The 17,821-nt window shown below is 77.0% G+C and carries 19 protein-coding genes; 10 read left to right on the top strand and 9 right to left on the bottom strand.

Translation table 11 applies throughout. The annotated features are described in order from the left end of the window. Positions 1 to 32 precede the first annotated feature (32 nt). The 3 genes from LPA27_RS01715 to LPA27_RS01705 all read left to right on the top strand — a co-directional run bounded on the left by LPA27_RS01715 (position 33) and on the right by LPA27_RS01705 (position 2,487). On the top strand, positions 33 to 476 hold the full coding sequence (locus tag LPA27_RS01715) for a hypothetical protein (RefSeq protein ID WP_056903126.1): 444 nt from the start codon (positions 33 to 35) through the stop codon (positions 474 to 476). A gap of 77 nt (positions 477 to 553) precedes the next feature. Further along, positions 554 to 1,801, top strand: coding sequence for a sensor histidine kinase (locus LPA27_RS01710; RefSeq protein WP_228941283.1), 1,248 nt, complete (start codon positions 554 to 556; stop codon positions 1,799 to 1,801). Then, on the top strand, positions 1,798 to 2,487 hold the full coding sequence (locus LPA27_RS01705) for a response regulator (RefSeq protein ID WP_228941282.1): 690 nt from the start codon (positions 1,798 to 1,800) through the stop codon (positions 2,485 to 2,487). The genes LPA27_RS01710 and LPA27_RS01705 overlap by 4 nt, the downstream gene beginning before the upstream one ends. Before the next feature lie 90 nt (positions 2,488 to 2,577). On the opposite strand, the gene LPA27_RS01700 is transcribed toward LPA27_RS01705, so the two are convergent. Further along, entirely contained in the window at positions 2,578 to 2,994 is a 417-nt protein-coding gene (locus tag LPA27_RS01700) for a VOC family protein (protein WP_056903129.1), read from the bottom strand. A gap of 150 nt (positions 2,995 to 3,144) precedes the next feature. Between LPA27_RS01700 and LPA27_RS01695 the strand changes: the two genes are divergently transcribed. Then, on the top strand, positions 3,145 to 4,188 hold the full coding sequence (locus LPA27_RS01695; RefSeq protein ID WP_228941281.1) for an SMP-30/gluconolactonase/LRE family protein: 1,044 nt from the start codon (positions 3,145 to 3,147) through the stop codon (positions 4,186 to 4,188). Between the two features lie 201 nt (positions 4,189 to 4,389). Next, a complete protein-coding gene (locus LPA27_RS01690) occupies positions 4,390 to 4,542 on the top strand; it encodes a hypothetical protein (protein WP_156697763.1) in 153 nt (50 codons plus the stop codon). A 497-nt stretch (positions 4,543 to 5,039) separates the two neighbouring features. Here the strand turns inward: LPA27_RS01690 and rraA are convergent, their stop codons facing one another. Continuing rightward, positions 5,040 to 5,546 (bottom strand): ribonuclease E activity regulator RraA, encoded by a 507-nt coding sequence (gene rraA, locus LPA27_RS01685; protein WP_056863061.1) that lies wholly within the window; start codon positions 5,544 to 5,546, stop codon positions 5,040 to 5,042. 354 nt (positions 5,547 to 5,900) lie between these two features. Here rraA and mmuM point away from each other — a divergent pair, with 354 nt between their 5' ends. Continuing rightward, entirely contained in the window at positions 5,901 to 6,803 is a 903-nt protein-coding gene (gene mmuM, locus LPA27_RS01680) for a homocysteine S-methyltransferase (RefSeq protein WP_228941280.1), read from the top strand. A gap of 39 nt (positions 6,804 to 6,842) precedes the next feature. Here the strand turns inward: mmuM and LPA27_RS01675 are convergent, their stop codons facing one another. Beyond that, on the bottom strand, positions 6,843 to 7,538 hold the full coding sequence (locus tag LPA27_RS01675; protein ID WP_228941279.1) for an SDR family NAD(P)-dependent oxidoreductase: 696 nt from the start codon (positions 7,536 to 7,538) through the stop codon (positions 6,843 to 6,845). A gap of 244 nt (positions 7,539 to 7,782) precedes the next feature. On the opposite strand from LPA27_RS01675, the gene LPA27_RS01670 reads away from it, so the two are divergent. After that, on the top strand, positions 7,783 to 8,760 hold the full coding sequence (locus LPA27_RS01670) for an iron-containing redox enzyme family protein (protein ID WP_228941278.1): 978 nt from the start codon (positions 7,783 to 7,785) through the stop codon (positions 8,758 to 8,760). Further along, positions 8,757 to 9,065 carry a CDGSH iron-sulfur domain-containing protein gene (locus LPA27_RS01665; RefSeq protein WP_228941277.1) on the top strand — a complete coding sequence of 103 codons (309 nt, stop codon included), beginning with the start codon at positions 8,757 to 8,759 and terminating at the stop codon, positions 9,063 to 9,065. The genes LPA27_RS01670 and LPA27_RS01665 overlap by 4 nt, the downstream gene beginning before the upstream one ends. Positions 9,066 to 9,098: 33 nt before the next feature. On the opposite strand, the gene LPA27_RS01660 is transcribed toward LPA27_RS01665, so the two are convergent. The 4 genes from LPA27_RS01660 to LPA27_RS01645 all read right to left on the bottom strand — a co-directional run bounded on the left by LPA27_RS01660 (position 9,099) and on the right by LPA27_RS01645 (position 12,447). After that, positions 9,099 to 9,812, bottom strand: coding sequence for a methyltransferase (locus tag LPA27_RS01660; RefSeq protein ID WP_228941276.1), 714 nt, complete (start codon positions 9,810 to 9,812; stop codon positions 9,099 to 9,101). Continuing rightward, positions 9,809 to 11,497, bottom strand: a complete 1,689-nt coding sequence (locus LPA27_RS01655; protein WP_228941275.1) for a phytoene desaturase family protein — start codon at positions 11,495 to 11,497, stop codon at positions 9,809 to 9,811. Before LPA27_RS01655 ends, LPA27_RS01660 begins: the two co-directional genes overlap by 4 nt. Continuing rightward, entirely contained in the window at positions 11,494 to 11,928 is a 435-nt protein-coding gene (locus LPA27_RS01650; protein ID WP_056863068.1) for an SRPBCC family protein, read from the bottom strand. Before LPA27_RS01650 ends, LPA27_RS01655 begins: the two co-directional genes overlap by 4 nt. 162 nt (positions 11,929 to 12,090) lie before the next feature. Then, positions 12,091 to 12,447 (bottom strand): winged helix-turn-helix transcriptional regulator, encoded by a 357-nt coding sequence (locus tag LPA27_RS01645; protein WP_228941274.1) that lies wholly within the window; start codon positions 12,445 to 12,447, stop codon positions 12,091 to 12,093. 155 nt (positions 12,448 to 12,602) lie between these two features. On the opposite strand from LPA27_RS01645, the gene LPA27_RS01640 reads away from it, so the two are divergent. Further along, complete coding sequence (locus LPA27_RS01640) at positions 12,603 to 13,478, top strand: NAD(P)H-binding protein (RefSeq protein WP_228941273.1); 876 nt, start codon at positions 12,603 to 12,605, stop codon at positions 13,476 to 13,478. Positions 13,479 to 13,671: 193 nt separating this feature from the next. Continuing rightward, positions 13,672 to 15,948, top strand: a complete 2,277-nt coding sequence (locus LPA27_RS01635; protein ID WP_228941272.1) for a SpoIIE family protein phosphatase — start codon at positions 13,672 to 13,674, stop codon at positions 15,946 to 15,948. A 71-nt stretch (positions 15,949 to 16,019) separates the two neighbouring features. Here the strand turns inward: LPA27_RS01635 and LPA27_RS01630 are convergent, their stop codons facing one another. Together LPA27_RS01630 and LPA27_RS01625 are read right to left on the bottom strand one after the other, a co-directional pair. Then, positions 16,020 to 16,487 (bottom strand): hypothetical protein, encoded by a 468-nt coding sequence (locus LPA27_RS01630; protein ID WP_228941271.1) that lies wholly within the window; start codon positions 16,485 to 16,487, stop codon positions 16,020 to 16,022. Between the two features lie 10 nt (positions 16,488 to 16,497). Beyond that, positions 16,498 to 17,820, bottom strand: coding sequence for an FAD-dependent oxidoreductase (locus LPA27_RS01625; RefSeq protein ID WP_228941270.1), 1,323 nt, complete (start codon positions 17,818 to 17,820; stop codon positions 16,498 to 16,500). Position 17,821 lies beyond the last annotated feature (1 nt).

Below are 17,821 nucleotides of genomic sequence, written 5' to 3'. Positions count from 1 at the left end.
CCGGCCGACCGCCGCACCCACCAGGAGACGCCATGACCCGCTCGCCCCGCACCACCACTCGCACCACCACCGGCACCACCACCCGCACGACCGCCCGCGCCGTGCTCGCCCTCGTCGTGCCGCTCACCCTCGCCGCGCCGCTGGTGGTGACGGCCTCGGCGAGCGCCAACGACGCCGACGTCATCCGCCGTGGCTCCTGCACCGGCAGCACCGACTGGAAGATCAAGGCCAAGCCCGACGACGGCCGGATCGAGGTCGAGGCCGAGATCGACAGCAACGTCAACGGCCAGACCTGGGGCTGGGTGCTCAGGCACGACGGCTCCGTGGCCGCACGCGGCAGCTCGACCACCAAGGCGCCGAGCGGCTCCTTCAGCGTCGAGCGGCGGCTGGTGGACGCCGCCGGCACCGATGCCTTCACCTTCCGCGCGACCAACGCCGCCAGCGGTGAGGTGTGCGTGGCCAAGGTGTCGCTCTGAGCCGTCCCGAGACCCGACCCGCGTCGCTGCCCCGCCCCCTCGGGCGCAGGTGGCGCGGTGCCGGACGCAGCCCGATCGTGTGGTTCCTCGCGGTCGGGCTGCTGGCGTGCGCGGTCATCGTCGGGGTCAGCCAGCACCTCGGCGACCGCGCCGCGCGGGCCGAGGCCCTGCAGGACGCCCGCTCGACGACCGAGCTCCTCGCCCGCTCCGTGGCCGGGCCCTCGGTGCCGCGCGGTCTCGTCGACGGGGTGCCCGGCGCGGTCGACCGCTTCGACCGCACGGCCCTGGCGCGCCTGGTCGGGGCCGGGGTGCGCCGGGTCAAGGTGTGGGCGGCCGACGGCACGGTGCTCTACTCCGACGACGTGCGTCTGATCGGCAGGCGCTTCGAGCTCGGGGAGGACGAGCAGCGCATCCTCGCCGAGGGCGGCACCGACGCCGAGGTCTCCGACCTCAGCGCACCCGAGAACCGCTTCGAGGCACCCGGCCGCGGTCTCATCGAGGTCTACACCCGGCTGGACTCCCCGGAGGGCGAGCCGCTGCTCTTCGAGACCTACTACTCCTCCGACCTCATCGCCACGCGCAGCGACGAGGTCGTGGCGCCCTTCCAGCGCATCAACCTGCTCGCCCTCGCCCTCGTCGTCGCGGTGGCCACCGGTCTGCTCTACCTGCTCAACCGCAGGATCCGCCTGGCCGGCCTGGAGCGGGAGCGGCTCATGGACCGGGCCGCCGCGGCCTCGGAGGCCGAGCGGCGGCGCATCGCCCGCGACCTGCACGACGGCGTGGTGCAGGACCTCGCGGCCACCGCCTTCGGGCTCTCGACGCTGGCGCGGCGCGCCGAGGGCACCCAGCGGCGCGAGCTGCTCGCCTCCGGGGCCGCGCTGCGGCGCAGCATGCGCGACCTGCGCTCGCTGCTCGTGGAGATCCACCCGCCCGGTCTCACCGCGACCACCCTGCCGTCGGCGCTGGCCGACCTCGTGGCGCCCCTCGCCGCGGCCGGGATCGTGGCCGACGTCGAGGTCGGCGACCTCGACGACGTCGACGAGGCCACCCTCGGACTGGTGTGGCGCGTGGCCCAGGAGGCGGTGCGCAACGCCCTGCGCCACGCCCGGGCCTCGACCGTGCAGGTCAGGGTCGGGGGCGGCGCGTCGACCACGGTGCTCGAGGTCGTCGACGACGGCGCGGGCTTCCGCGCCGACGTCGCACAGGCCGGCAGCCACTACGGGCTGCGCGGGCTGCGCAGCCTCGCCGAGGACCACGGCGGCCGGCTCACGGTGGAGTCGTCGCCCGGGGCCGGCACCACCGTCCGACTGGAGGTACGACGATGACCCCGCCCCCGACCCCGACCCCGACCCCGACCCCGACCCCGATCCGGCTGGTGCTCGTCGACGACCACGCGGTGCTGCGCGGCGCGCTCGAGCAGTTCCTGGCCGGCGAGGACGACATCGAGGTCGTCGGCTCGGCTCGCGACGGCGACGCCGCGGTCGAGGTGGTGGCCCGGACCCGACCCGACGTGGTGCTGATGGACCTGCAGATGCCCGGCACCGACGGCGTCACCGCCACCCGGGCCATCGTGGCGGCGGGCGGCTGCGACGTGCTGGTGCTGACGTCCTACTCCGACTCCGAGCGCATCCTGGCCGCCCTCGACGCCGGCGCGGTCGGCTACCTGCTCAAGGACGCCGAGCCCGAGGAGGTGGTGGAGGGCGTGCGAGCCGTCGCCCGCGGGGAGTCGCCGCTGCACCCGCGCGCTGCGCGCACGCTGCTCTCGGCCCGCCCGGCCGCGCCCGAGGGCCACGGGCTGAGCCCGCGCGAGGTCGAGGTGCTGGCGCTCGTGCGGGCCGGCCTGGCCAACAAGCAGGTGGCGCGACGCCTCGGCATCTCCGAGGGCACGGTCAAGTCGCACCTCACGTCGATCTTCCACCGCATCGGCGTCGCCGACCGCACCTCGGCCGCGGTCTGGGCCGAGCGCCGCGGGATCGGCGACCGGACCGACGGGCCGGGCGGTCCGACCTGACCGCGGGCGGCCCGTCGGGCGTGCGGAGGGCCCGGCGCGCGCCCGCCGTACGGCGAGCCGGGCCGGGCCCTCGACGTGGTGCGGGGCGGGTCAGGCCTTGGGGGCGAAGACCTCGAGCGCGATGTTGTCGGGGTCGCGGAACTCCAGGATCCAGCCGGCGCCGATGTCCTTGACGCCCTCGTGGGCCACACCGAGGTCGTCGAGCACGCCCGCGGCGGCCTCGATCGCGGCCTGGTCGGCGACGGCGAAGGCGACGTGGTCGAGGCCGGTCTTGTCCTCGTCGAAGTGGTCGTCGGCCACCGGGCGCAGGCCCAGCAGGCTGTCGCCGAGCTGGTAGATGACGCCGCCGAAGAGGAACGAGAGCTGCTGCCGGGTCTCCTCGTCGGCGTTCGGGGGGAGCTCGAAGGCGACGGGGAGGCCGAAGACGTCGTCGTAGAACTTCCGCGACCGCTCGATGTCGGTGACGGTCAGGCGGACGTGGGCGTAGGCGCTGGTCTGGATGGGCATGCCGCCACGGTGCCACCGCCCCCGCCGCGACGGGCTCACCCGAGTGGGGCCGGGCCGGAAGGGGGAGGTCCGGGGGCAGGGGCGTGGCTAGCGTCGAGGAGGTCCCGACCAGCCGCGTCCAGCCGGGCGCCCTCACTCTCGGAGCCACCGATGACCCTGCTCTCCCCGCCCCGCTCGTCCCCCCTCGCCGGCCGCACCGGCCGCCGGCGTCCGCGCCAGGGCCTGGCGCGGCTCGCCGCACTGGCCGCCACCGGTCTGACCGCGACCGGTCTCGCGGCCTCCGCCCTGCTCGCCCCGACCGCGGCCGGTGCTGCGCAGGCCCCCGGCGACGGGCCCTTCCCGCAGCGCGTGGCGCTGCCCGACGGCTTCCAGCCCGAGGGCATCGCGGTCGGCCGCGGCTTCGCGGCGTACTTCGGGTCCCGCCTCGACGGCGACCTCTACCGCGCCAACCTGCGCACCGGCACCGGCCGCGTGATCAGCCAGGGCCCCGGCACCCCCTCGGTCGGCCTCAAGGTCGACGAGCAGAACCGGATCTTCGTCTCCGGCGGCACCGCCGGCGACGCGCGCGTCGTCAAGGCCGGCAGCGGCGAGGTGCTGGCCGACTACCAGCTCGTCGACGTGCCCGCCGACTCCGACGCGGCCTTCATCAACGACGTCGTGCTCACCGACGACGCCGCCTGGTTCACCGACTCCGAGAACGCCCAGCTCTTCGGGCTGCCGCTCGAGGGCGGCGACCTCCCCGACGCCGCCGACGTCGTGCGGCTGCCGCTCGGCGGCGACTGGGAGCAGGCCGAGGGCCTCAACGCCAACGGGATCACCGCCACCCCCGACGGCAAGGCGCTGCTCGTGGTCAACTCCGCCTCCGGCGGGCTCTTCCGCGTCGACCCCGCCACCGGCGACGCCACCCGGGTCAACCTCGGCGGCGCCGAGCTCACCAACGGCGACGGGATGCTGCTGGAGGGCCGCCGGCTCTACGTCGTGCAGAACCGGCTGAACCAGGTGGCTGTGCTGCGCGTCGCCGCCGGCGGGCGCAACGGCACGCTGCAGCGGACCCTCACCTCCGGCCAGTTCGACGTGCCGACCACCATCGCGCGACTCGGCGACCGGCTCTACCTGCCCAACGCCCGCTTCTCCACCCCGCCGACCCCCACCACCGAGTACTGGGTGACCCGGGTGGCCGTGCCCCGCGGCTGAGCCACCCGCTCGGGGGGGCGGGCGGCCGGGCGGCCGGGTCCGCCGCCCGCCAGGTCCGCCGCCGGCCGCGTGACCGGCCGCGTGACCGGCCGCGTGACCGGCCCGGTCACCCGCCCGGTGACCCGCCCCGTGACGCGCTCCGTGACGCGCTCCATGGTCGGAAGGCTTCCGCGCGGAGCCCGGATCGGGCACCGTGGACAGATGCAGGAGACCGAGGAGGAGCGCCTCGCCCGCGAGGCCCGCGAGGAGCAGGTGCGCGCCGACGCGGCCCGCGCCCGGGCGCGGGCGGCCGAGCGCCGGGAGACGATGCAGTTCGTGCGGGAGCTCGACATGAGCGAGGAGATCGACGACTGAGCGTCGCACCGGACGTCATGCGGAGGGTGGATGCGCATCCACCGAGCGCATGACGTCGGGTGGGCGGCCGCGGGGCGTCGAGGGGGACGTCATGCGGAGGGTGGATGCGCATCCACGCCCCGCATGACGTCCCGCCTGCGCATGACGTTCCGCCTGCGGCGCTGTCGGGCCGGGGCGTCGTCCAGGTGGGCGCGCACGGACGTCATACGAGGGGTGGATGCGCTTCCACCGAGCGCATGACGTCGGGCGGGCGGCCGCGGGGCGTCGAGGGGGACGTCATGCGAGGGGTGGATGCGCTTCCACTGAGCGCATGACGTCGGGTGGGCGGCCGCGGGGCGTCGAGGGGGACGTCATACGAGGGGTGGATGCGCATCCACCGAGCGCATGACGTCGGGTGGGCGGCCGCGGGGCGTCGAGGGGGACGTCATACGAGGGGTGGATGCGCATCCACTGAGCGCATGACGTCCCGCTCGACGAGGCGTTGCGCCCCGGCCGGCTCAGGGCAGGACGACGATCCCGTCGTCGTCGCTGACCACGGTGGCGCCGGGGGCGAACGACACGCCGCCGAACTCCACCACCACGTCGCGCTCGCCCGCACCGTCCTTGGCGCTCTTGCGCGGGTTGGAGCCGAGGGCCTTCACCCCGAGGTCGAGCTCGCGCAGGGCGGCGACGTCGCGCACGGCACCGTGGATCACGACGCCCTCCCAGCCGTTGGCGACGGCCGAGGCGGCGATCAGGTCGCCCATCAGCGCGGTGTGCAGCGACCCGCCCCCGTCGACGACCAGCACCTTGCCGGCGCCGGGCTCGGCGAGGGTGGCCTTCACGAGGGCGTTGTCCTGGTGGCAGCGCAGCGTCACGGCGGTGCCGGCGAAGCGGGCGCGAGCGCCGTACTGGCGCAGCTGGAGGTCGCAGGACTGCAGCGCCTCGCCGTGCTCGTCGACGAGGTCGGCGGTCGGGGTGGGCCCGGTGGTCGGCCCGGTGGTCGGCTGGGGAGTGGAGGTCACGCGGCCATCCCAGCACAGCCCACCCAGCCCGCCCGGCGCCGCCGTCCGCCGCCGACCGCCGCCGTCCGCCCACCGCGGGCCGCCCGCCGCCGCGCCGCGCCCGCGGCGGGGGACGATGGGCGTGTGACTCCCCGCCCCGCCGGTCCCGCCGATCCCGCCGATCCCGCTAGCCCTGCCGGTCCCGCCAACCCCGCCGGTCCCTCCAGCCCGGCCGGTCCCGCCAGCTCTGCCAGCCCGGCCGGTCCCGCCAGCTCTGCCAACCCGGCCGGTCCCGCCAGCTCTGCCAACCCGGCCGGTCCCGCCAGCCCTGCCGGCCTCGACGACCTCGCCCCGCAGTCCGCCGACCGACCCGTCGTGCTCGACGGAGGGCTGTCGAACGCGCTCGAGGACCGCGGCGTCGACCTGTCGTCGCAGCTGTGGACCGCGACGGTGCTGCGCGGGTCGCCGGAGGAGGTCGAGGCCGTGCACGCGGCCTACTTCGCCGCCGGGGCCGAGGTCGCCACCACGGCCAGCTACCAGGTCAGCGAGCAGGGCGTCGTGGCCGCGGGCGGCACGCCCGAGGAGGCCCGGGCGCTGCTGGCGCGCAGCGTCGAGGTGGCCCGCCGGGCCCGCGACGCGGCGCAGGAGCTGCGCGCGGGGTCGGGCGGCCCGGAGCACCGGGGGGCCGAGCGCGGTCGGCTGCTGGTGGCGGCGTCCGTGGGCCCCTACGGCGCGGTGCTGGCCGACGGGTCGGAGTACCGCGGCGACTACGGGCTCACCCCCCGCGCGCTGCGCGACTTCCACGCGCGGCGCCTCGACGCGCTCGCCGCCGCCGGACCCGACCTGCTTGCGGTGGAGACGCTACCCGACGTGCGCGAGGCCGAGGTGCTGGTGCCGCTCCTCGACGACCTGGGCCTGCCCGCGTGGGTGTCCTACTCCGTCGCCGGGGGACGCACGCGGGCGGGCCAGCCGCTCGATGAGGCGTACGCCGTCCTGGCCGGCTGCACCAGCGTGGTGGCCGCCGGGCTCAACTGCTCCGCCCCGGGCGAGGTGGCCGCGGCGGTGCGAGTGGCCGCCGAGGTGACCGGACTGCCCGGCGTGGTCTACCCCAACCGCGGCGAGACCTGGGACGCGGTGGCCAAGGCCTGGCGCGGCGAGCGCGACTGGGACGTCGCGCCCGCGGCCGGCTGGGTCGGCGCCGGGGCCCGGCTCGTCGGCGGCTGCTGCCGCGTGGGACCCGCCGACATCGAGCGGCTGGCCCGGGCCCTGGAGGCCTGACCGACCGCCCCGGTGCCTCCTGGCCTCGCGCGCCCGGCCTCAGCGGGCGACGAGCTCCTTGGCGCCGGCGTCCCAGACGACCTCGGTGGCGCCGGAGGCGAGGGCCTCGACCACGGTGTCGACCACGACCTGACCGGGCAGCGGGGCGGGCAGCTTCGGCGGCTCGCCGGCCAGCGCGCGCTCGGCCAGCCCGGTGTCGAGGTGGGGCGGGCGCACGTCGAGCACGGTGAAGGCGCGACGGTTCTCCCGGCGCAGGACGGTCAGCCAGGTGGAGAGGGCCGCCTTGGTGGCGGAGTACTCCGCCATCTGGTTGGTGGGCAGCTCGGCCAGGATGGCCGAGAGCACCGCGACCGTGCCGCCGTCCTCGAAGCGCCCGGCGGCCGCGCGCACGAGCGCCATCGGACCGAGGGTGTTGACGGCGAAGAGCTCCTCGACCACCGCCGGGTCGGCCTCGGTCGCGGGGCCGAAGCCCGCGACCCCGGTGGCCACGACGAGCAGGTCGAGGCCGCCCATGGCGTCGGCCGCCGCCCCGACGACCTCGCGGCAGGCGTCGGTGTCGACCAGGTCGAGCACGAGCGGCTCGGTGCCGCAGGCCTGCGCCACCGGCGCGAGCCGCCCGGCGTCGCGACCGGCGACGCTCACGGTCGCGCCACGCTCCACGAGGGCGCGGGCGATGCCTGCGCCGAGCACCCCCGAGGCCCCGACGACCAGTGCGCGTGCTCCCGACAGCTCCATGGCTCCTCCTGCGTGCGGGCCCGGTCGGCGCGGGCCGTGGTGCGGCGGCTCGACGCGGGTCCCGGGCGGGTCCGAGGGGCCCCGACGAGGCCCTCCCGAGCGACGGTAGGGGGCCCGCCGGGCGATCACCCAGGACTCACACCCGCAGGGGTGGGAGCAGCGTCGGTGGCCGTGGCTACCGTCGAAGGAGCGCCCCGCGCGGCCGCCCGCCCGGGTGACCACCGCCGACCAGGGAGGACCACCGATGCTGATCCCCCAGGCCCGAGGAACGCTGAGCGAGCGGGTCTTCCCGCAGCTCACCGGAGGCCTCGAGGACACCGCGAGTGCGGGTCTCGGCCGCGGCGGGGACGCCGACTCCCGCGACGACGCCGCGGTGACGCTCTGGGCGCTCCAGGAGCTGCACTACCGCGGCTTCGACGACGTCGACGACGCCCTCGAGTGGCACCCCGCGGTGCACGCGCTGCGCTGGGAGCTCGAGGCCGACCTCGAGGCGCGGCTGCGCGAGCGCCACGCCGACCTGGTGCCGCGACCCGAGGACCACACCGCCGAGGGCCTGGCCGAGCGGCTCTTCGCCATGGTCGAGGCCGACGACGGACCCTCGCTGGCCCGCCACGTCGAGACCACCGCGACCCGTGACGAGGTCGAGGAGCTGCTGCGCCACCGCTCGGTCTACCACCTCAAGGAGGCCGACCCCACGACCTGGGTCGTGCCGCGCCTGGAGGCCACGGTCAAGGCCGCGCTCATGGAGGTGCAGCTCGACGAGTACGGCGGCGGCGACCCCGCCCGCCTGCACCACCACCTCTTCGCCCGCGGCCTGGCCGCCTCGGGCCTGAGCGCCGACTACGGCGCCACCGTCGACGAGGCGAGCGCCGCGGTGCTGGAGCAGAACGCCGCGCTGTCGATGCTGGGCCTGCACCGCCGCCTGCGCGGCGCCGCCCTGGGCCACCTCGCCGCCGTCGAGGCCAGCAGCTCCGGGCCGTCGCGACGCATGGCCCGCGGCCTGCAGCGCCTCGGCTTCGCCCCCGAGATGGTGGAGTACTACACCGAGCACGTCGAGGCCGACGCCGCGCACGAGCAGCTCGCCGTGCGCGCCATCTGCGGCGCCCTGGTCGAGCGTGAGCCCCACCTCGCCGGCGACGTGCTCCTCGGCGCCGCGATCTGCCTCGACCTCGAGGCCCGCACCGCGACCGACCTGCTCGCCCGCTGGGACCGCGCGGCGTGAGCGACCCGACCCCCCGCACGGCCCCGCCGCGGGTCGGCGCCTGCGGAGCCGGCGTACCCGTGGTGGGGGCGGGGGAGCTCACGGCGGAGGCCGCCCCGGTGGTCGACGACGTCTCACGCCCCGACGTGGTGCTCTGCCCCGGGGGCCCGATGCTCGTGCGCGGGCGGCTCGTGGTGGAGGACGACCAGGGCGTGCGGCACACCACCCACCGCCCGGTCTCCGCGATCTGCCGCTGCAGCCGCTCGGCCACGCTGCCGTGGTGCGACGGCACCCACAAGGTGCTGCCCGCCGGGCTGCGTCCCTGACAGCAGCCCGAGCGCAGCCTGCGCGGGGCGGGCTCAGGCGCGGTCGAGGCGCAGCAGGGCGCCACGACCGACGACGCGACGGTCGACCGGCACGAGGCCGTGGCGGGTGCCCCAGGCCGCCTCGACGACGTCGCACTGCGCGGTGTCGGCGAGCTGGAGCAGCACCGAGCCGCCGGGCAGCAGGTGGCGCTCGGCAACCTCCAGGCAGGTCCAGGCCAGGTCGAGGCCGTCGGCGCCGCCGTCGATGGCCAGCAGCGGGTCCGCGGGGAAGCGCCCGGTGTCGGCGGAGGGCAGGTAGGGCGGGTCGGCGATGACCAGCGCGAACCGCTCGTGGTCGGCCACGGCCTCGCGCAGGTCGCCCTCGCGGACCTCGGTGAGCTCGGCGGGCCGCTCCGCGGTGGCGTTGGCGGCGACGTTGTCGCGGGCGAAGGCGCAGGCCACGGGGTTGGCGTCGACGCACACCAACGCGCGCCGCGACCCGGCCACCGCGGCCAGGCCGATGTGGCCGACCCCCGCGCACAGCTCGAGCACGGCCCCCTCGGCCCCCTCGGACCCGGCGGGCCCGGCGGCCCCGGCGGACCCGGCGGCCCCGGCGGCGGTGCCGTCCCGCTCGGCGAGGAGCTCGGCGGCCCACCGCGACTGGGCCAGCGTCCACTCCCGCGGCTCGAGCACCCGGTCGTCGAAGGTCAGCACGAGCGGCCCGAACTCCGCCCGCCGCACCGCGTGGTCGGCGCCGGGGCCGGTCACGACGCGCCCCCGCCGGCCGTGCCGCGGCCGAGGGTGCCCCGCACCGAGCGTCCCACCGAGCGCGGCAGCGCCGTCAGCGTCGAGACCCGGGCGTGGGCCAGCGCGGCGCGGGCGGCGTTGCTGCCGGGGGCGCCGTGCACGCCGCCGCCGGGGTGGGCGGCGGCCGAGCCGAGGTAGAGCCCGGCGACGCCGGTCTCGGCGCGGCCCCACTGGCCGGGCACGGGCCGGAAGAGCAGCATCTGGTGCAGCTGGGAGGTGCCCGCGCCGACGGCGCCTCCGACGAGGTTGGCGTTGCGCTGCTCCAGCTCGCGGGGGCCGAGCACGCGACGGGCCCTGACCAGGGAGCCGAAGCCCGGGGCCAGCTCCTCGAAGCGCGCCTGCATGCGGTCGGCGAAGCGCTCGCGGTCGTCGGGGCCCCAGTCGCCGCCGACCGTTCCGCCGGTGCTGCCCGAGCCGCTCGCCGCGCCGTCCGCGGCGTCGCCGCGGGTCTGCTGCGGCACGTGGGTGTAGGCCCACACCGCCTCGGTGCCGGCGGGGGAGCGGGTGGGGTCGGCGGTGGTCATCTGCCCGGCGAGCATGAAGGGGTGGGCGGGCACGTAGCCGGAGGCGACCTGCGCGGTGGCCTCGGCCATCTCGGCGCGCGACGCGGCCAGGTGCAGCGTGCCCGGGGCGTGCTCGGGGGCGCTGGCCCAGGGGATGGGGCCGTCGAGGGCCCAGTCGACCTTGACCGTCGCGGGGTCCATCTCGAAGCGGTCGAGCCCGCGGGCGACCCGGGCGGGCACGTCGGAGGGGTCGAGCAGGTGGCGGTAGAGCGCCTCGACGCCCACGTCGGCGACGACGGCGCGGCGCGCGGCGTACCGCTCGCCCGAGCGCAGCCGCACCCCGGTCGCGCGGCCGCGGTCGGTCTCGACGGCCACGACCTCGGCGTCGCAGCGCACCTCGCCGCCCAGCGACTCCAGGCGGCGCACCATCGCGGCGCTGAGCTCGCCGGCGCCGCCCTGCGGGGCGGGGAAGCCGACGGTCTGGCCCATCATCGTCAGCAGCAGGCCGAGCATGCCCGAGCCGGCCGCGTCGAGGGGGATGTCGGCGTGGCCGGCGTTGCCGGCCACCAGGGTGCGCAGCGCCTCGCCGCCCAGGCGTCCGTCGAGCATGGTCAGCGCGGGGCTGAGCAGGGTGCGCACGAAGTCGACCCCGCCGACGTGGCGCAGCCGGGTGAGCACCCCGAGGCCCCCGCGCACGGGCGGGAACGGGGTGAGCAGCGCGTCGATGAGCGCGGGGCCGATGGCGTCCCAGTCGGCGCACAGCCGCAGCCAGGCCTCGCCGTCGCCGGGGTGGGCGCGCTCGGCCAGGTCGGCGGTGATCCCGCGGTCGCGGTGCAGCAGCGCCCACGAGCCGTCGGGGAAGGGGTGGCCCTGCACCGCGGGCGGGTGCGACCAGGTCAGGCCGTGGCGCTCCAGGTCGAGCCCGAGCATGACCGGCGAGGCGCGCGCGAAGGGGTAGAAGGCGCTGAAGGTGTCGTGCACGAAGCCGTCGGCCAGCTCGTGGCTGCTGCGCACCGCGCCGCCGGCGTCGGGCTGCGCCTCGAGCACGAGCACCGACCAGCCGGCGTCGGCGAGCAGGTTGGCGGCGACCAGCCCGTTGGGGCCGGAGCCGATGACGAGGGCGTCGTACGTCGCTCCCGTCACGGGCGGTTCTCGCACACGTAGGCCAGCCGGCGCAGGGTCTCGGTGTTGCGCCAGGTCATCGGCGGGTCGTGGAGGAGGCTCGGCACGAAGCGGCCCGGTCCGCGGTCGACCCGCTCCTCGACCTCCACCGACGTGCCGGCGCCCGACGGCGTGAGGCGGAAGGTGACCCGCGCGCGGCCGAAGGGCCGGCCGTAGGCGAGCAGGGTCAGGGTGGTGCGCGGGTGCATCTCGACGACCTGGGTGCTGTCGTCGAGCAGCGCCGGCCAGGCGCCGACGGAGTGGTGCAGCCGTGACCCGACCTCGGGCCAGTCCTCGTCGACCTCGCGCATCCGGGAGGCGCCCACCACGAAGAGGGGGTACATCCACCCGTCGCTGAGGACCTCCCAGACCGTCTCGGGGGTGGCTGCGACGTCGCGCGAGGTGTGGCTCATGGCTCCCACCCTCCTCGCACCCCCCGCCGGGCACCACACCCGCGGGGGTCAGGCGGGTCGCGCGCGTCTTACCGACCGTTGCGACCACTACCTGACCGTCACGACAGTCGGCCAGTGGTCGCAACGGTCAGTAGGACGCGCGCGCGGCGGCGACCGCCGTCGTCAGGGGGCGAGCGGGGCCACGTGGTCGCGGATCCAGCCGAGCAGCGGCGTCATCAGCGCGACCGCCTGCTGGCCGGCGGGGGTGAGGGAGTACTCCACGTGCGGCGGCACGACCGGCAGGGCCTCGCGCAGCACCAGGCCGTCGGCCTCGAGGGTCTGCAGGGTCTGGATGAGCATCTTCTCGCTCACCCCGTCGATGCGGCGCTTGAGGGCGCTCCAGCGCATCGTGCCCTCGGCCAGGGTGACCAGCACCATCACGCCCCACTTGCTGGTGACGTGCTCGAAGACGGCGCGGGTCGCGGGGCACAGCGAGTCCACGGGCACCGCGGCGGCGGGGGTGCGGGGGAGGGTGGTCACGATCCGACCTTACTCCGAGGTGAGTACCCCACTTCGAAGTGCGTACCCCACCGCGGGAAGGGTGACGGGGCGGGCGCGGTTGGCAGGGGCGGGGCCGCCGACGGCGCGGCCCGCCGCGGTGACCGCCGCGGCAGCGACGTGTGGAGGAGACAGGGATGACGATCGTGGTGAGCGGAGCGACGGGGCAGCTGGGCCGGCGCGTGGTGGAGGAGCTGCTGGCGCGGGGCGTGGCCCCGGCCGACGTGGTGGCCGGCGGCCGCGACGAGGGGCGGCTCGCGGCGCTGGGCGAGGCGACCGGCGTGCGCACCGCGCGGATGGACTACGACGACCCCGCGACCCTCGGGGCGGCCCTGTCGGCCGGCGACGTGTTCCTGCTCGTCTCCGGCAGCGAGCCCGGCGGGCGCGTGCCGCAGCACGCCGCGGCGATCGACGCCGCCGTCCACGCCGGCGTCGCGCACGTCGCCTACACCAGCGTCCTCGGCGCGGGCGCCACCCCGCTGTCGCTGGCCGCGGAGCACGAGGCCACCGAGAAGCTGCTGCGCGCCAGCGGGCTGCCGGTGACGTTGCTGCGCAACGGCTGGTACACCGAGAACTACGCCCCCACCCTCGAGCAGGCGCGCGCCACCGGCGTCGTCCTGACCAGCACCGGGGCGGGCCGCGTGGCCAGCGCGACCCGCGACGACTACGCCGCCGCCACCGCGCGCGTGCTCGTCGACGTGGCCGCCGGCGACGGCGCCGAGCACGTGGGTGCGGCCTACGAGCTCTCCGGCGACCACGCCTGGGACGCCGAGGAGCTGGCCGCCGCGCTCGGCGAGGTGCTCGGCCGTGACATCACGCTGCGGGCCGTCGACACCGACACCCACGTCGCCGCCCTGCGCGAGGCGGGGCTGGACGAGGGCACCGCGGGCTTCGTCGCCGGTCTCGACGCCGCCATCGCGCAGGGCGCGCTCGCCGCGACCCCCGGCGACCTGTCCCGCCTGGCCGGGCGCCCCACGACCCCGCTGGTCGACGCCCTGCGCGCGATGGCCTGAGCCCGGGAGGCGCGTCGCGCCCCGCCCGGACGGGCGAGGTCGGGGCGGGGCGGGCACGGGAACGGCGTGGAGCGCCTAGGCTCCCCAGCAGGACGCCGTGACGCGCCGGGCCCCCGGCACGACCGGGCCGTGCCCGCCGTACCCCGCAGTGACCGCCCGCCCCCCTCGCCCCCTCGTCGCCTGGAGCCCCGCGTTGACCGACGTCCGACCGTCGCACACCCCCGCCTACGGCGGTGTCGACCTCACGACGTGCGACCGGGAGCCGATCCACGTGCCCGGCGCGATCCAGCCCCACGGCGTGCTGCTGGCCCTGGAGCCGGACGACCTGACCGCGGTGGTGGTCTCCGCCAACTGCGAGCAGCTGCTCGGGGTGCCGTCGGGCGCCGCGCGCGGACGCACGCTGGCCGAGCTGCTCGGCGAGGCGGCGGCCGCGGCGATCGCGCCGCGGGCCGCGAGCCCCACCAAGGGTGAGCCGATGGTGCTGCGCCTGCCCGAGGACCTGCCGCTGGCCACCGGTGCGCGCGGCGCGCTGGCCGGGGCCGACGTCGACGTCACCGTGCACCGCTCCGGGGAGCGCGTGGTGGTCGAGCTCGAGCAGCTCGGCGGCCCGGGCGCCGGCACGCTGTCCTACCAGTCGGCGCGCGGCGCGATGGCCCGCCTGGCCAGCGCCGGGTCGGTGCCGGAGCTGGCCGACCGGCTGGCCCACGAGGTGCGCGGGCTCAGCGGCTTCGACCGGGTCATGGTCTACCGCTTCGACCAGGACTGGAACGGCGAGGTCATCGCCGAGGACCGCCGCGAGGACCTCAACCCCTTCCTCGGCCTGCACTACCCCGCCACCGACATCCCGGCCCAGGCCCGGCGGCTCTACACCGTGAACTGGACGCGGCTGATCGCCGACGTCTCCTACACCCCGGTGCCGCTCGACCCGGTGCTCGACGAGGTCACCGGCGCCCCGCTCGACCTGTCGCACTCCACGCTGCGCAGCGTCTCGCCGATCCACGTCGAGTACCTCACCAACATGGGCGTGGGCGCCTCGATGTCGGTCTCGCTGGTCATCGACGACGAGCTGTGGGGCCTGGTGGCGTGCCACCACTACTCCGGGCCGCACCGGCCCAGCCACGACGCGCGCGCCGCGGTGGAGTTCCTGGGGCAGGTCGCCTCGCAGATGATCAACGACCGCGAGCGCGCCGACGGGCGCGAGGCCGCCATCGGGAGCCAGGCCGAGCTCAACCGGTTCACCGCCGCCCTCACCGCCTCCGAGCTCAACCCGCTGGTGCAGCTCATGGCCGACCCGGCGCTGCTGCGCCTGGTCGGGGCCGGCGGAGCCGCGCTGTCGGTGGAGGGCGTCATCACCACCACCGGGCGCGTGCCCGAGGAGCGGCACCTGCGGCGCATCGGCGCCCTGCTGCACCGCCCCGACGGCCGCGCCGTGCACACCCACCACCTCGGCGTCCTCGCCCCTGACCTCGAGGAGGTCGCCGACGTCGCCGCCGGCGCGATGGTGATCGGCAGCAGCGACCCCACCAGCTGGCTGATGTGGGTGCGGCCCGAGCTCGAGGAGGTCGTCGACTGGGGCGGCGACCCCACCAACAAGCTGCTCTACGACGCCGAGGGCCCCGAGGTCCGCCTCAGCCCCCGCAAGTCCTTCGACAAGTGGCGCCAGGTGGTGCGCGGACGCAGCGAGCCCTGGACCGCCTGGCAGGTCGACACCGCCGAGGCCCTCAACGCCCACGTCACCGGGGTGCTGCTGGCCCGCTCCCGCGAGCAGATCGCCATGGCGGAGTCGCTGCAGCGCTCGGTCGTGGCCGAGGTCGCCCCCGACTTCGACGGCGTGGAGATCGCCGCGCGCTACCTGCCGGCCTCGACCTACCAGCTGGGCGGCGACTGGTGGGACGCCTTCGAGCTCGACGACGGCCGGGTGGCCTTCGTCGTCGGCGACGTCGCCGGCCACGGCGTGCAGGCCGCGACCGCGATGACCCAGGTGCGCACCGCGCTGCGGGCCTACCTCTTCGGCGGCGACACGCCCGCGGGCTGTCTCGACCGGCTCGACCGGCTGATGGACGGGCTGCTCGACCAGCGGGTCGCCACCGCCCTCGTCGGGGTGCTCGACCGCGCGAGCGGCGTGCTCCAGCTCTCCTCGGCCGGCCACCTCCCGCCGCTGCTGTGCGTCGACGGCGAGGCCCACGAGCTGTCGCTGCGGCAGCGCCCGCTGCTCGGTATCGGGGTGGGGCAGGCCGTCGTCGACGAGGTCGACCTCTCCGGCGGCGCCACGGTGCTCATGTACACCGACGGCCTCGTCGAGCGTCGTGGCCTCGACATCGCCGAGACGCTCGAGCAGCTGCGCGTCACCTCCTGCGTCGGACCCGGCGAGCGGATGCAGGAGTGGGTCGACGAGATCGTCGAGGCCGTCGCCGGCGTCAAGGACGACGACACCACCGTGCTCGCCATCCGGATGGGCCCGCAGGGCTGAGCCCGACGCCCCTGAGCGGGGGCGTGAGCGGGGCGTGTGCGGGGCGCGAGCGGGGCCGTGGCCGGGAGGCGTCAGGCCACGAGCACGGCGAGGGCCGCGGCGACGGCGGCCACGAGGGCCAGCACCGCGCGGGCGAGGTCGGCGCGCAGCAGCAGGCGCAGCAGGGCCGGGTCGGGTCGCACGGCGCCGGTGGGCCCGGGCCGGCCGAGCCGGCCGTGGGTGGGGGCGGCCAGCGTGGCGGTGACCGCGACGGCGCCGCCGGCCGCGGCGAGGGCGACCAGCTCGGCGGGACCGGGCACGACGAGCGCGGCGACGACGCCGACGACCAGCAGGGCGCCGTAGACGAACCCGACGAGCGGGGCGATCACCCGCGAGTGCCGGGCGTGGGCGGTGGGCCAGCGCTCGGGCTGCTCACGTCCGGTGGCCACCAGCACGGGGTAGACCAGCGCGCTGACGACCGCCTGGAAGCCGAGGTGGAGCCACGTGACCGCGACCAGCGCCGCCCGCACCACGTCGGGGTCGCCGAGCGGACCGCTCACGGGGTGGCGCTCACAGGTCGGCGAGCACGGTGCGGGCGGCGCGGTCGCCGCTGACCAGGGCGCCCTGGATGGAGGCGGTGTCGCGGTGGTCGCCGCAGACCACGACGCCGGAGTCGAGGGCCTGGCGGCGGCGCGCGGCCAGCGGCGCGGGCTGGGCCGGCAGGGCGTGCTCCACCTCGTGGCGCACCACCACGCGCCACGAGGAGGTGTCGACCCCCAGCAGGAGCCCGGCGTGGCGGCGGATCTCGCCGTCGGTGGCCGGCGCGGTGCCGCGCCGCAGCAGGGCCGAGCCCTGCACGAGGTGGCTCCCCTCCGGTGCGTACGTCGGGGCCGCTGCGGACACCACCGCGGTGTTGACCAGCGGACCGGCGGGCACCTCGCGCGCGTCGACGTGGAGCATGCGGGCCTCGGTGGCGCTGCGCAGCCCGACCGGCTCGTCGGTGGCGAACCACGTGGTCACCACGCCGCGGGTGCGCACCGGCTCCAGCGCGGTGAGCCCGGCGGCGTCGACGCCGTCGGTGGCCACCACCACGCGGCGCGCGCGCACGGAGCCGGCCGGCCCCTCGACGAGCACCCCGCGGGGCCCGGCGGAGCCGACCCGCTCGACGCGGTGGTCGAGCCGCACCCGCCCGCCGAGCGGCGCGGCGAGCTGCTCGGGCAGCGCCTGCATGCCCTGCGCGGGCAGGCCGGGCACGCCGGTGAGGAAGGAGCGCAGCAGCAGCAGCGCGAAGGCCGAGGAGGTGGCGCCGGAGTCGTCGAGCACCACGCCGGACAGGAAGCGGTCGAGCACCCGGCGCAGCAGACCGTGCACGCCGGCCCGGTCGAGGGCGGTGCGCAGGTCGGTGTCGCCGCCGCTGGTGAGGTGGTGGGCCAGGTGGCGCCCGGCGGGGTGGCGCAGCAGGGGCGCGGCCCAGCGGGCCAGGGGCAGCACGTCGAGGGCGCGGGGCGCCACGTGGCGCAGCGTGGAGGGCAGCGTGCGGGTGGCGCGCAGCGGGTCGCCGAGCAGCAGCCGGCCGTCGTCGGTGCCGGCGACGACCCCGGCCCCGAAGGACTGCAGGCCCAGCGCCGGGGCGTCGACCCAGGCGCGCACGGCGGCGTAGGCCGGGTTGAGCAGCTGGAAGCCGCGGTCGCACCGGTGGCCGTCGACCACGTCGGTGCGGATCCGGCCGCCGACGGCGTCAGCGGTCTCCCAGACCTGCACGTCGAGGCCGGTGTCGGCGAGCACGCGGGCGCAGCGCAGGCCCGCGAGACCGGCGCCGACGACCAGGACGTCGGTCTCGGTCGCGGCGGCGCTCGCTCCGGTCGCCTCGGCGGCGGTGCCGGCAGGGGTCACG

The organism is Nocardioides sp. Leaf374, assembly GCF_916862475.1.
GTDB lineage: Bacteria > Actinomycetota > Actinomycetes > Propionibacteriales > Nocardioidaceae > Nocardioides > Nocardioides kribbensis.
Note: the sequence above shows the minus strand (reverse complement) of the source record. Positions and strands in the feature narration are given on the sequence as shown.

Coding starts and splice junctions, on each gene's coding strand:
- LPA27_RS01700 (WP_056903129.1), bottom strand. CDS start 2,994: ATGCCCATCCAGACCAGCGCCTACGCCCACGTCCGCCTGACCGTCACC.
- LPA27_RS01650 (WP_056863068.1), bottom strand. CDS start 11,928: ATGAGCCACACCTCGCGCGACGTCGCAGCCACCCCCGAGACGGTCTGG.
- LPA27_RS01690 (WP_156697763.1), top strand. CDS start 4,390: ATGCAGGAGACCGAGGAGGAGCGCCTCGCCCGCGAGGCCCGCGAGGAG.
- LPA27_RS01640 (WP_228941273.1), top strand. CDS start 12,603: ATGACGATCGTGGTGAGCGGAGCGACGGGGCAGCTGGGCCGGCGCGTG.
- LPA27_RS01675 (WP_228941279.1), bottom strand. CDS start 7,538: ATGGAGCTGTCGGGAGCACGCGCACTGGTCGTCGGGGCCTCGGGGGTG.
- LPA27_RS01670 (WP_228941278.1), top strand. CDS start 7,783: ATGCTGATCCCCCAGGCCCGAGGAACGCTGAGCGAGCGGGTCTTCCCG.
- LPA27_RS01695 (WP_228941281.1), top strand. CDS start 3,145: ATGACCCTGCTCTCCCCGCCCCGCTCGTCCCCCCTCGCCGGCCGCACC.
- LPA27_RS01715 (WP_056903126.1), top strand. CDS start 33: ATGACCCGCTCGCCCCGCACCACCACTCGCACCACCACCGGCACCACC.
- LPA27_RS01705 (WP_228941282.1), top strand. CDS start 1,798: ATGACCCCGCCCCCGACCCCGACCCCGACCCCGACCCCGACCCCGATC.